This is a genomic window from Spongiactinospora gelatinilytica, from assembly GCF_003236385.1.
Taxonomy (GTDB): Bacteria; Actinomycetota; Actinomycetes; order Streptosporangiales; family Streptosporangiaceae; genus Spongiactinospora; species Spongiactinospora gelatinilytica.
In genome coordinates, this window is record NZ_POUA01000261.1 from 1 (window position 1) to 11,270 (window position 11,270).

Below are 11,270 nucleotides of genomic sequence, written 5' to 3' on the forward strand. Positions count from 1 at the left end.
CGCCCGAGCCGTCGCCCACGGTGAGCGAACCCACCGAGACCCCCACACAGACCCCCACGGACGAACCGACGAAGGAACCCACCAGGGAACCCACCGAGACCCGGACCCCGACTCCCACGGACGAGCCGACCAAGGAGCCGACCAAGGAGCCGACCAAGGAGCCGACGAAGACCCCGACGCCGACTCCCACCGACTCCGACCCGCCCAGCGGTGACTGCGCCTACCCCGCGCCCGGCTGCGTCGGCGTGCCGGAGGGCACCCGGCTCCAGGAACTCCCGCTGAACCTCGACGGCGACGCCTACCGCGTCACCAAGGCGGGCACCGTGCTCGACGGCGTCTACGTACCGGGCCACCTGGTGCTCCACGCGGACAACGTGAAGATCGTCAACAGCCAGATCGACGGCAGCGTGATCAACAACGACGGCCCCAAGACGTACTCCTTCGAGATCAGCGACTCGACCGTCGGCGCGGAGTCCGGCTGTGAGACCCATCCGGGAGTCGGCTGGGACAAGTACAAGGCCACCAGGGTCCATGTGCGCAACCACAGCGACGGCTTCCGGGCCTCGGGCAACGACATCGAGATCCGGGACTCCTACATCAAGCTGTGCTCCAACCCGGGCGACCACTCCGACGGGATCCAGGCGTACAAGACCGGCACCGGCCTGATCTTCCACCACAACACGATCGACCAGCGGTTCGCCAAGGACGCCACCGCCCCGATCTTCCTGGTGGACGACTACCAGCGGGACGTCGTGGTCACCGACAACCTGGTCATGGGCGGCACCTACAGCATCCAGGTCCGCAACGTGGCCGGGGAGGCCGTGGTGCGCGGCAACCGGCTGGTGAACAAGTCGTGGGTGTACGGCCCGACGGAGAGCGACTGCCGTACCGTCGACTGGTCGGACAACACGCTGGTGACCATCGACAAGAATTACCGCATCACCTCGACCGTCGGCCCGCTCCGGTGCGACGGCCCGCAGGGCAAGGGCCAGGACTAGCGGGAAGGATCGGTGGCGGAGAGCGCGATGCCCGTGTTGGCGGCGATCGCGAGACCGGGCAGTACGGTGCTCTCCGCCACGGTCAGCCCGGTGGCGGCCAGGTGGGCGTCCACGATGCGCAGTCCGACGGCATAGCCGGACATGCTCGGGACGCCCACCGGCTCATACCCGAAGCGGACCATGGCCGGGTCGCCCAGGACGTACCCGAGGGCGGTGCCCATCCCCGGGCGTTCGATGTCGGCGACCGTCTTGGCGTAGGCCCCCTCCAGCTCCTCGCCCCCTCGGCGGCCGGCCGTTCCAGGGCCGCCGCGTACCGGGGGTCGTCGGTGTCGATTCTGAATCCGCCGCCCTTGTGGTGGACGTCCACGGGGTCGCCGGGCGGCATCGAGCCGGCCATCGGCGCGAGCATCGCGCGCAGCGCGTCGGCCCGCCGCTTTCGGGGCAGGGTGATGATCTCCACCATGGTGGAGATCGTGTCGTGTACGACCAGTTCCATGCGGGGTACGGTAAAGCCTCCCGTAAGGGGAGGCTCAAGGCAGTTTTACGGGGGGCGCAGGGGGGCTTGCACGCCTCGGGGCTTGGACACCGCACGGGCTTGCGCATCGCGGGGGGCCTGGGCACCGCCGGGGCCGCCCGGCCGCGTAGGCGGCGTGGCGGGTCCGGCCGATCCCCGGCGGCCGGATGTGACCGAGGTCGTGGCGTTGTTGTGGCGTCGGTCAGTTGATCATGTCGTCGAACTCGCCGTCCTTGGCGCCCAGAATGAAGGCCCTGATCTCGGCGTTGGTGTAGACGAGAGCCGGACCCCCCGGGTGCCGGGAGTTCCGCACGGCGACGCCCCCGTCCGCCAGCGGGGCCACCTCGACGCAGTTGCCGTTGGGGTTGCTGTGCCGGCTCTTGCGCCAGGCGACGGTGAGGCTGTCGGCGGGTACACCGTTGTGGATCGAGTTCATCCTTGTCTCCCCGAGCTGCTGTGCAAGTGCGTACCAATGCACGTGCATCTGCGATTGCATGTCGCAAGATACGCCAAAATACCCGGGCATGTGCATGGACCCGCGACATTTATGGCGGTAGCGCAAGGTACTTCCCGCTGTTCAGGGAGACGGCGGGCGGCGACCCGGGTAACTGGGGGCAGACGTCAGTCGGACAGTTCGTTACGCAGCCTGCTCAAGAACCGCTTGCTGTCGGCGGCGCAGTCGGCCTGGACGCACAGGCTGTCCATCACCTCCATGTACCGCTCGGTCTCCTCCAGCTTGTCCAGGTAAAGGGCGCTGTCGAGCTGTTCCATGTAGACGACGTCGGGGAGTTCGCGCTCCCGGAACCGCAGCAGGGTGAACGGCCCGCCCGCCGCCGCGTGCCCGCCCCGCTCGAACGGCACGATCTGGAGGGTCACGTTGGGCAGCTCGATGGCGTGCAGCAGGTGCTCGACCTGGGCGCGCATGATCTCCCGGCCGCCCAGCGGGCGGCGCAGCACGGCCTCGTCCATCACCACCCACAGCACGGGGGCGTCCGGGCCGGTCAGCCGCTGCTGGCGGCGCATCCGCAGGTCGATCCGGCGGTCCAGCTCGTCGCCCGGGGCCGCGGAGTTGGCCAGCAGGATCACCGAACGGGCGTAGTCGCGGGTCTGGAGCAGCCCGGGGACGAACTGGATCTCATAGGAGCGGATCGTGCAGGCGGCCTCCTCGAGGCCGACGTACACCTCGAACCAGCCGGGGAGCAGGTCCGTGTACTTGTGCCACCAGCCCGGGGAGTTGGCCTGGCGGGCGAGGGCGAGCAGCGGGGCGCGTTCGTCGGGGTCGGTCACGCCGTACAGGGTGAGGAGGTCGGCGACGTCGCGTTCCTTGAAGCTGACCCGGCCCAGCTCCAGCCGGCTGATCTTCGCGTGCGAGCCCCTGATGGCGTGGCCGGCGGCCTCGCGGGTGATGTCCTTGGCGGTGCGCAGCCGCCGGAGTTGGGTGCCGAGCAGGATACGCAGGATCGTCGGCCCTCCCGAGCCGGGCGAGAGTAACGATCCGCTGTCGGCCGGTTCTGCGATCAACGCCGTGCTCCCTGTCGATCAAGTTGAACAATCAAGTAGTGTCGCACGTTCCCCGACTAACGTACAGTGCTTCTGCACGTGCATACGCACATGCAAAGGTAACGTTCGGAAGAACTTGCATCAGCACCGTTCCGATGTACTTGCACGAGATTCACCGCCGGGCAAAGATGTCCTTTGAACGACTTGCCCGGACCGCGCGCACCTTCGATCGCCCTGGGGACGTTTCCATGACGACACCTGTAGCACGGCAGCGGGCCGCCACGGGGGAACCCCCGCCCCCGGCCTGGCTGCTCACCGCTCTGGTGAACGACGGCCAACCGCGGTTCCCCGGCCTCGACGTCTGCACGCCCGCCTCGCCGGCGGTCGCCCGCGAGTTCGCCGTCTCGGTGCTCGGCGACTGGGCCTCACCCGAGTGCTCCTACGACGCCCAGCTCATCGTCTCCGAGCTGGTCACCAACGCGATGCGGCACGCGGGCGGGCTGGTCGGGCTGCGACTGGTGCGCAGCGACCGGCAGGTGGCCTGCGCGGTCTCCGACTCCAGCGTGGCCGCCCCCATCCTCACCGAACAGGACTGCTTCGCCGAGACCGGCCGCGGCCTGCACCTGGTGCAGGCGCTCAGCGTCTGCTGGGGCTGGTTCCGGCTCAACGACCACGGCAAGACCGTCTGGGCGGTGCTCGACACCTCGGGCTGAGCCGGGCTGAGCCGGGCCGCGTCCGGCCGTGTCCCCGGAGGAGCGCGCGCTGATCGCGGCGGTACGCTGAGCCCTGATGTACCGACTCCTGTTCACGCAGGTCCTGGCGCGGTTCGACGCCGAGGCCGTGCACCATCTCACCGTCAGGGCGTTCCGCGTGCTCGCGTTGCTGCCCCTGCTCAAAGGGCTGATCCACCGCTCGATGGCCCCCCGTGACCCCGCCCTGCGGATCAAGGCGTTCGGCGTCCACTTCCCCGGGCCGCTCGGCCTGGCCGCCGGGTTCGACAAGGACGCGGGCTGCGTCCCGGCCCTGGCCGCGCTCGGGTTCGGCTTCGTCGAGGTCGGTACCATCACCGCGCACGCCCAGCCCGGCAACGCCAGGCCGCGGCTGTTCCGGCTGGTCCGCGACCGGGCCATCGTCAACCGGATGGGCTTCAACAACGCGGGCGCGCACGCGGCGGCGGCCCGGCTGCGCCGCCCGCGCGGCCTGCCCGTCGTGGTCGGCGTCAACATCGGCAAGACCAAGGTGGTGCCGGAGTCCGAGGCCGTCGCCGACTACGTGACCTGCGCCAAGGAGCTGGCCCCGCTCGCCGACTACCTGGTGGTCAACGTCAGCTCGCCCAACACGCCCGGCCTGCGCGACCTCCAGACGGCCGGCAAGCTCCGCCCGCTGCTCACCGAGGTCAAGCAGGTGGCCGCGGCCACCACCCGGCGCACGCCGCTGCTGGTGAAGATCGCCCCCGACCTGGCCGACGACGACATCGACGCCATCGCCGACCTCGCGGTGGAACTGGAGCTGGACGGCATCATCGCGACCAACACCACGATCGAGCGCCCGCCCGGCGTCCACGTCCCGCCCGGGGCCGAGACCGGGGGCCTGTCCGGCCGCCCGCTCAAGGACCGCTCGCTGCGGGTGCTGCGCAGGCTGCGCGCCCGCGTCGGCGACCGGATCACGCTGGTGTCGGTCGGCGGCGTGGAGGACGTGGACGACGTGTGGGAACGCCTGCTGGCCGGCGCGTCCCTGGTACAGGGGTACACGGGCTGGATCTACGGCGGCCCGTTCTGGGCCGCCCGCATCCACCGGCGGCTCGCCATGCGGCTGCGGCGGCACGGCGCGAAGTCCGTCCAGGACGTCATCGGCCGCACCGCCGCCTGACCCGGTTACCCGTCGGCCCGGTCGGACCTTTCGGAGACACGGATCGCGTTGACGATCGTGGTGCCCTGCCGGGTGGCGAAGCGCACGTTGAGCTGACCGTCATCGACCCGGACCGTGTACTGCCGGGCCGACGCCGTGTACGTGCCCGACTCCAGCGCCAGGTCCAGCGCCGGGATGGCGAGCGCGCCCTCCACCAGCACGTCGAAGACCCGCGCGCCCGGCCTGGTGGAGCGCAGGTCGGCGAAGTCCAGCTCGACGGTGTAGACGCCGTCCGGGATGTCGTCGAAGCGGTACTCCAGCATCGACTCCCTGGCCGTGCGGTACAGGGCCTGGTCCTCGGTGCCCTTGATGGTCCTGGACGTGGCCTCTGTCCGGTTCCGTGCGGCGATGTAACCGTACGAGCCCTCGGTGTACCGCCGATCGGGAGTCCACGCGTCGCCTCCGGCGTCGGTCACCGGCCCCGAGCCGCCCGCGTCCACGGCGATCTGCAACTTCGTCACCACGAGCGTGACCTTGATGTCGATCACCGGCTGCCGGCCACTGGCGGACTTCACCCGCAGCTTGCCCAGCCAGTACGTGCCGGGCTCCTTGCCGGTGCTGTCGAAGGTGACCTTGACATCCGCCGCCTGCCCCGCGGCCAGCTCGCCCGCCTTCGGGCTCACGTCGAACCAGCTCCGGTCCCCGGTCGCGGTGTACGCGACCGGCGCTCCCAGGTTCGTGAGCCGGAGCGTCTTGGACCTGGTGGAGTCGGTGTGCATAACCGCGGTCAGCTCCGTGGTCGAGGCGCTGACGCTGCCCGTGATCAGCTTGGTGTCGAACCTGGTCGGCTCGCCGGGGGTGATCGTGATCGGCTTCTCGACCGTGCCGTAGTGCTCCATGGACACCTTCACCTGGTGGTCCCCGGAGAGCACCTGGCCGAAGAACGCGCCGTCCTCACCGGTGGTGAGCGTGGTCACGTCCCCGATGGCGACGGTGGCCCCGGCCAGCGGCTTGCCGTCGTTGGCGTCGGTGACCACGCCGCCGACCAGGCCGTGTCCGCTCGGGGTGATCTCGATGCCCCGCCCGCTGGAGACGGCCGGCTCGTTGAAGGAGTACATCAGCGCGTCGGTGCTCGTGGCGTTCTCGATGCCGATGGTGGCACTGGCGCCCCGCTCGTCCGCGCTGTCGATGTCCTTGTAGCGGAAGCCGATCGAGCCGTCCTCACCGAGCAGCGCCGAGAACGTGACGCGGTGGTCGCGCCGGCCCTGGAAGGTCACGTTGCGCCATTCGACCACGTACCGGCGATGCGGGGCGACGCCGGTCACCCCCGTGTAGATCGCGCCCGCGTCGTCCACCACGATGTCGTCCCAGAACGGATAGACGGTGTTGTCCGGGATGAACTCGGTCGGGAGACCGCTGTTGCCGCTGTTGATCTCGTAGTCGGTGTCGAGGCCGATGTACCCGTTCGTGTTGACCCACGCCATCTTGGTGCCCTTGCCGTAGTACGGGACCGGGAAGGGCAGATCGACCCATCTGGCGTCGTCGTCGCCCCAAAGGTCCAGCTTGTCGGTGCCGGCCACGAACTCGTGCGGGCCGTCGGAGCAGGTGTAGCCGAAGGTGTCGCTGCGCAGCGGCAGGTCGATGTCCCTGGTCGCCTCCCCGGCCACGGTGACCGGCGCGCTCGCGCCGGCCGAGCAGCGCGAGGCCGGGACGACCCGCAGGGTGTGGTCGCCGTGCGGCAGCGTCATGCGGTACCGGCCGGCGGCGTCGGTCACCGCGCGGACCGGAGTGTCCACGGCCTCGACCGTGGCGCCGGGCTCGGGGGCGCCGGTCGTGGTGATCGTTCCCGACACCACGGCCGTGGGCGTGCGCGGTAGCACGATGTCCGCGGCGGCGCTCTGCCCGGCGGCGATCGTGACGTTCGCGGTGGTCGTGTCGTAGCCGAACCTCGTCACGCTGACCCGGTAGTCGCCGGCCAGCAGGCGCGGCACGGCGAACGTGCCGTCCGGGCCGGTGGTGAGGTCGCGCTCGACCGGGCCGCGCACGCTGACCACCGCGCCGGAGATCGGCGAGCCGTCCGAGGTCGCGGTGCCGCGCAGGTCGCCGAGCGGGTCGCGCGGCGCGGCCTGTACGGCGGCGTACGCGTCCAGCCGGCCCTCGCCCCAGACGTTGTTGTCGGTCGCGGTGCCGCCGCAACTGGTGTCGTCCACGTCCACCGCGCTGCCGTCGAGCACCTGCCGGGTGGCGGCGACCTTGCCCTGCAGCGACGGCGCGGCCGACCAGATCAGCGCCACCGTGGCCGCCACGTGCGGCGCGGCCATCGAGGTGCCGGAGTGGATCTCGTAGCCGCCGCCCGGGACGGAGGAGCGCACGTCCACGGCCGGGGCGGCGATGTTCGGCTTGATCTCGCCGTTCTCGCCCTCGCCCTTGCTCGACCTGTTGTACAGCGCGTTGTTCACGTCGAACCCGCCCACGCTGTAGCTCTGCACGTACTGGGCGGGGGAGTCACTGGTCCGGCAGGCCGGGCCGCTGTTGCCGTTGGAGAACACCGGGAAGATCCCGGCCGCGATCCAGGCGTCGACGCTCTCCTTGTACCAGTCGTCCAGCCCGCGTCCGCCCCAGGAGCTGTTCACGATGTCCGGGGCCAGGTCGGTACGCGGGTTGCGGCCGTTCAGGTCGGTCGGGGCGACCATCCACTGGGCAGCGGCGAGCAGCGCCTCCCTGCCGCACCTGCCGTTCAGGCAGCTCTTGACGGCGATCCAGCGGGCGCCCGGCGCGACGCCGATGCCGTTCGCGCCGGTCATGGTGCCGTGGACGTGAGTGCCGTGGCCGTACTCGTCACACGGCGCGGCGCTCGGGCAGGTGCCCGTGGCGTCGTACCAGTTGTAGGCGTGACTCACCGTGCCGTCGGCGTTCCCGCCGCGGTAGGAGGCGGCCAGGTCCGGGTGATCGAAGTCGGCGCCGGAGTCGATGCTGGCCACCACGACGCCTTCGCCGCGGTCGTCGCGCTCGCCCCACACGCGCGGGGCGTTGATCCGGTCAACGTTCCACTCGACTGCGTTGACCTTCGCCGCGGCCTGGCCGGGGACCGGCTTGGGCAGTGTGACGGTGGTGTCCGGGGTGATGCTCTCCACCTCGGGCAGCTTGGCGATCTCGGCCGTCAACTCGCTGCCGGCGGTCACGCGTACCTCGTTGACGATCCAGTACGCGCTGAAGTCGGCGTGCCGGGACTCCAGTAGTTCGCGCAGATTCGCCTGGGAGGAGGTGGCTTGCTTGGTCTTGGCCCGGTAGACCTGTGCGGCCTTGTCGTCCTTGGTTTCGGCCCGCCGGGCCGCGCCGAGATCGGCCTCGCCTTTCAGGCGGACCCAATAAGTCGCCTTGCCGGTCGTGTCGAGTTGGGCCTGAACGGTTTTGGCTATTTTGCTCGGGTCGGGTGCGGCTGCCTGTGCCATTCCGGTGGACAACAGGCCGCTCGGGAGCAGAAGGCACAAGACGACGGCGATCCTGGTCAGGACCGCACGCCGGTAGGGGGTGTTCGGCACGCGTTCTCCTTCTCGCAATGGGGAGAGGTGATCTTTACGCCTCTGCCGAGAAGGGTGAAGAGATCGGGTCGGCAACGCAAGGGGGCCGGTTCAACAAAAGCGCGAAAGTCCTGAAACGCCATCAGGTCAGGACAAATGCCGCACCCCTCTGAGGAGGGGTGCGGCATTTGTCCATGCGGCGCTCAGGTGCTGGCGCTGTAGGTTTCGGAGTTACGAGTCATTGTCTCCAGGCGTTCCATGATGGCGCGGACATCGATCACTCCGGGGCGGCTCCGGCGCCGGCCGATGCCGCCCTGCTGCCACGGGCGCGGTCCGGCGGGCGGGCGGTACTCCACGCCGAGGGCGTCCAGTCGGCGCAGGTGACCGGGAAGGCCCGCCAGGTCGGACGGCGTGCCGGACCAGTTGATCTCGGCCAGGACCGAGCCGCGCGGCCAGGCGCGGTAGTCGAGGGTGCGGGCGTCCGGGATGCGTTCGCTCCACAGCTGGGCCTGGGCGCCGAGCACGCGGGCGCGCTCCTCCGCCGTCCACGACGCCGGGGCCACCTCGAAGGCCGCCACGTTCCGCAAGGTGATCGCCTCGCCGATGGCCAGCGGCTCTTCCGGGGACCCCGACTCTCCGTAGTCGAAGTACAGCGGGAAGACCGGTGCCATCACCACGTCGTGCCCGGCCGCCGCGGCCTCGCGGGCGATGGCCGCTCCCCGCCACGGCATCACGACCGTGTCCTGGCGGAGTTCGCCGTTGCCGAACGCCTCGTCCCACACGACGGCCCGCGTGCCGCGTTCGGCCAGGATGTCCGCCAGCCTGCGCAGGAACCACGCGTGCAGGTCACCGAGCGTGGCCAGCCCCAGCGAACGCTGATACCCGGTGATCTCGGCGGACGCCGCCCAGTCGTCCAGCACGCACTCGTCGCCGCCGATGTGGATGAACGGGGCCGCGCCCAGCGCCTCGCCGACCTCGCCGAGCACCACCGAAAGGAAGTCCACGGTCGGGGGCAGCGGGGACAGGATCGCAGGGGAGACGCCCCACCGGTCGAGCACCGCGTGCGTCCGGTCCGGCTGCGGGCCGTACTCCGGATAGGCCGCCAGCAGCGCGCTCGCGTGCCCCGGCACGTCGATCTCCGGCACGACGGTGATCGCCCGCGCGCGGGCGTAGGCGGCGATCTCGGCGAGGTCGGCCAGCGTGTAGTGGCCGCCGTGCGGGACCTCGTCGTAGGCCGGTTCCTCGCCGTAGGAACTGGATATGGTGCGCGGCCGGTGCGAACCGATCTCGTGCAGCCGCGGGTAGGCCCGGCTCTCGATCCGCCAGCCCTGGTCGTCCACCAGGTGCAGGTGGAGGGTGTTCAGCTTGTGCAGGGCCATGATGTCGAGCTGGCGCAGCACCTCGCGCTTGGGCAGGAAGTGCCGGGCGACGTCCAGGTGCAGGCCCCGCCAGGAGTGCCGGGGGGCGTCCTCGATGCGGACGCCGGGCACGGTCCAGACGCCCGCGGGCGGCACTGACCGGTACGCGTCCGCAGGCAGGAGCTGCCGGAGCGTCTGCGCCGCGTAGAACGCCCCGGAACGTTTGGCCGCCCCGATCCGTACGCCCGCAGCCCCCACGTCGAGCGTGTACTCCTCGGGCTCCAGCTCAGGCCGGTGTTCCACCCGGATGTCACCGCCGCCGTCGGTCACCCGGAGGTCGAGTACGGCGAGCGCCGTCCGGACCCCGTCCACCAGCGCGCCGGCCCCCGACACCGCCACACCGGCCCGCAAATCGAACGATCCACCTACGTGTTCCGCGTGCCGAGGCCGCGGCAACAGATCAGTCATGCCTTCAGATCATGCCAAAGGCACCGGAAAACGGTAGGTCCGAAAACCGGTGGATCAGGTCAGGTAGCGCTGCATGCCGGTGGCGATCGACTCGGCGATCTTCTGCCGGAACGCAGGCGACCGGAACTTGGCCGCCTCCCCGGAATTGCGCATGTTGCCGCACTCCAGGAAGATCTTCGGCACCGTGGACAGGTTGAGCCCGCCCAGGTCGTTGCGGAAGTCGAGGGCCTTGCTGCCGATGTAGGTGCTGTACGGCAGGCCGGTGCCCGCCCGGAAGGCGTCCCTGACCGTGATGCCGAGCTTGCGCGAGTCGCCCACCACCGGATCGACCGGCCCGCCGATCTTCTTCGGCATGATGACGTGGAACCCGTGGCCGGCGGCCCCCGCGCCGTCGGCGTGGATCGAGATGGCGGCGTCGGCCTTGGCCTTGTTGCCCGCGGCGGCCCGCTCGGTGATGCAGGGCCCGACGCCGGTGTTGTTCTTCCTGGTCAGCTTGACCGTGGCGCCGCGCGCCTTGAGGATCTTGGCCACCCGCTGGGAGACGTCCCAGGTGAAGGCGGCCTCGCTGTAGCCGTCGTTGGTGGAGGTGCCGGTGGTGTCGCACGGCTTGCGCTTGGTGAGCACGTCAACCTGGCGGTTGATGACCTCGGGGTGCTTGGCGTTGCCGCCGTTGTGACCGGGGTCGATCACCACGACCTTGCCGCGCAGCGGCTCGTCGGCGGACGCGCCCGGGGCGGGCTCGCCCTTGGGTTCTTCCGGCTGGGTCGTGGCGGGCGGGGCCTGCCGGGCGTCGGCCGATGAGGGGCTGAAGCGCAGGGTGGTCTCGCCCGACCCGCAGGCCGCCACGGCCAGGCCGCACAGGGCGGCGAGCGCCGCGCCGCCGGCTGCTCGACTTGTCACGATCTCCCCCTCTGTGAGCCGTTCAGCCCGTTGAGCGCTTGACGGGACTTTCCACACGTTCCCAGCAAAGCACCTTTCCGGTCCGCCTCGCGGTGGAACCCGGCCGGCACCCCAACTTACGCGCTCCCCGCCCATGACCGGGCCGCCCCGGGCGTTCCACATC

Annotated in this window: 9 protein-coding genes; 3 read left to right on the top strand and 6 right to left on the bottom strand. The window is 70.4% G+C overall.

Annotated features, from left to right (window positions below):
- Positions 1 to 998 (top strand): right-handed parallel beta-helix repeat-containing protein (locus tag C1I98_RS26955; RefSeq protein ID WP_233508218.1); only part of this gene is annotated, 998 nt, incomplete at its 5' end.
- Here C1I98_RS26955 and C1I98_RS43175 read toward each other — a convergent pair.
- The 3 genes from C1I98_RS43175 to C1I98_RS26970 all read right to left on the bottom strand — a co-directional run bounded on the left by C1I98_RS43175 (position 995) and on the right by C1I98_RS26970 (position 3,033).
- Positions 995 to 1,219 (bottom strand): DUF2268 domain-containing putative Zn-dependent protease, encoded by a 225-nt coding sequence (locus C1I98_RS43175; RefSeq protein WP_199537244.1) that lies wholly within the window; start codon positions 1,217 to 1,219, stop codon positions 995 to 997. The two genes, C1I98_RS26955 and C1I98_RS43175, sit on opposite strands and share 4 nt — an antisense overlap.
- Positions 1,220 to 1,714: 495 nt before the next feature.
- Positions 1,715 to 1,948 carry a DUF397 domain-containing protein gene (locus C1I98_RS26965; RefSeq protein ID WP_111170225.1) on the bottom strand — a complete coding sequence of 78 codons (234 nt, stop codon included), beginning with the start codon at positions 1,946 to 1,948 and terminating at the stop codon, positions 1,715 to 1,717.
- Between the two features lie 185 nt (positions 1,949 to 2,133).
- Positions 2,134 to 3,033, bottom strand: coding sequence for a Sco1979 family transcriptional regulator (locus tag C1I98_RS26970; RefSeq protein ID WP_111170226.1), 900 nt, complete (start codon positions 3,031 to 3,033; stop codon positions 2,134 to 2,136).
- Between the two features lie 227 nt (positions 3,034 to 3,260).
- Between C1I98_RS26970 and C1I98_RS26975 the strand changes: the two genes are divergently transcribed.
- Positions 3,261 to 3,725 (top strand): ATP-binding protein, encoded by a 465-nt coding sequence (locus C1I98_RS26975; protein WP_111170227.1) that lies wholly within the window; start codon positions 3,261 to 3,263, stop codon positions 3,723 to 3,725.
- Between the two features lie 76 nt (positions 3,726 to 3,801).
- Positions 3,802 to 4,881 (top strand): quinone-dependent dihydroorotate dehydrogenase, encoded by a 1,080-nt coding sequence (locus C1I98_RS26980; protein WP_111170228.1) that lies wholly within the window; start codon positions 3,802 to 3,804, stop codon positions 4,879 to 4,881.
- A gap of 5 nt (positions 4,882 to 4,886) precedes the next feature.
- Here C1I98_RS26980 and C1I98_RS26985 read toward each other — a convergent pair whose 3' ends face one another.
- The 3 genes from C1I98_RS26985 to C1I98_RS26995 form a co-directional block, all read right to left on the bottom strand.
- The gene (locus C1I98_RS26985; protein WP_233508219.1) at positions 4,887 to 8,402 is read right to left on the bottom strand and encodes a S8 family serine peptidase; all 3,516 of its coding nucleotides are present in this window, start codon (positions 8,400 to 8,402) and stop codon (positions 4,887 to 4,889) included.
- A gap of 182 nt (positions 8,403 to 8,584) precedes the next feature.
- On the bottom strand, positions 8,585 to 10,207 hold the full coding sequence (locus tag C1I98_RS26990; RefSeq protein ID WP_111170229.1) for a beta-N-acetylhexosaminidase: 1,623 nt from the start codon (positions 10,205 to 10,207) through the stop codon (positions 8,585 to 8,587).
- 54 nt (positions 10,208 to 10,261) lie between these two features.
- Complete coding sequence (locus tag C1I98_RS26995) at positions 10,262 to 11,107, bottom strand: N-acetylmuramoyl-L-alanine amidase (protein WP_233508221.1); 846 nt, start codon at positions 11,105 to 11,107, stop codon at positions 10,262 to 10,264.
- Positions 11,108 to 11,270: the final 163 nt, after the last annotated feature.